Here is a 684-nt window from a genome sequence, read left to right as displayed (position 1 = left end):
ATCGAAAAGCAAGACTAATCGTCTTCCTGGCCATGATTGGAGCGGCGATCGAGGTCCTGCAGGGCACGGCGCTGATACGGCGCGATCTGGATGTGTTCGACTGGTTTGCCGATTGCGCCGGCATCGCATGTGGCCTCGTGGCCGTGATCTGTGTGAACTGGATCTTGCGGCGCAGAGGTTGAGCCCGCTCTCAAGCCTTATCTGCACGGCGCCGATAGCCACAGGAGTTCGCCCTCGGCTCCATTGACTCAGCGAAATCGGATTGCAACGATCCGATCCGAGAGTGAGCGATTTTTCTAACTTGGCCGGACAGATATTTTGGGCGCGGCACCCAGGAAGTGCGCCATCAGTATTGAGGGACGATGACGATCAAGATCAGGCTTCCGGGCGGTGTATTGAAGGTCAAGCAACGTTATGAGTTGCGGCGGCGAGAGTACAAGGGCGAAGTCCCGGTCTGGCAGTTTGGCAAATATTTCGTCATCTGGTGGCCCAGTACAATTCCTGATCGCCCCTCCAGGAGCTCGAATACTGATGAGGAACTTGAAATGAATCTTCCATCGTCTGGAGAAAGCACGTAAGCTCTAAGCATCATGGCTTTGCGAATCAGATTGCCGGGGGGCACACTGAAGGTGAAGACCTACCGGGAACTGCGTGATCGCGAGCGGGATCACAGGGTGCCTGTGC

Annotated in this window: 1 protein-coding gene and 1 pseudogene; both read left to right on the top strand. The window is 56.0% G+C overall.

The window, feature by feature from the left end; all coding sequences use genetic code 11:
- Window positions 1–182, top strand: a pseudogene (locus EOC94_RS33415) (hypothetical protein); the annotation flags it as partial.
- A gap of 180 nt (window positions 183–362) precedes the next feature.
- Window positions 363–578, top strand: a complete 216-nt coding sequence (locus EOC94_RS33410) for a hypothetical protein (protein WP_082826424.1) — start codon at window positions 363–365, stop codon at window positions 576–578.
- Window positions 579–684: the final 106 nt, after the last annotated feature.

It is taken from the genome of Mesorhizobium sp. M6A.T.Ce.TU.016.01.1.1 (assembly GCF_003997065.1).
GTDB classification, from domain to species: Bacteria; Pseudomonadota; Alphaproteobacteria; order Rhizobiales; family Rhizobiaceae; genus Mesorhizobium; species Mesorhizobium mediterraneum.
The sequence above is the reverse complement of the archived record's forward strand: the minus strand, read 5'-3'. Positions and strand labels throughout refer to the sequence as shown.

Coding starts and splice junctions, on each gene's coding strand:
- EOC94_RS33410 (WP_082826424.1), top strand. CDS start 363: ATGACGATCAAGATCAGGCTTCCGGGCGGTGTATTGAAGGTCAAGCAA.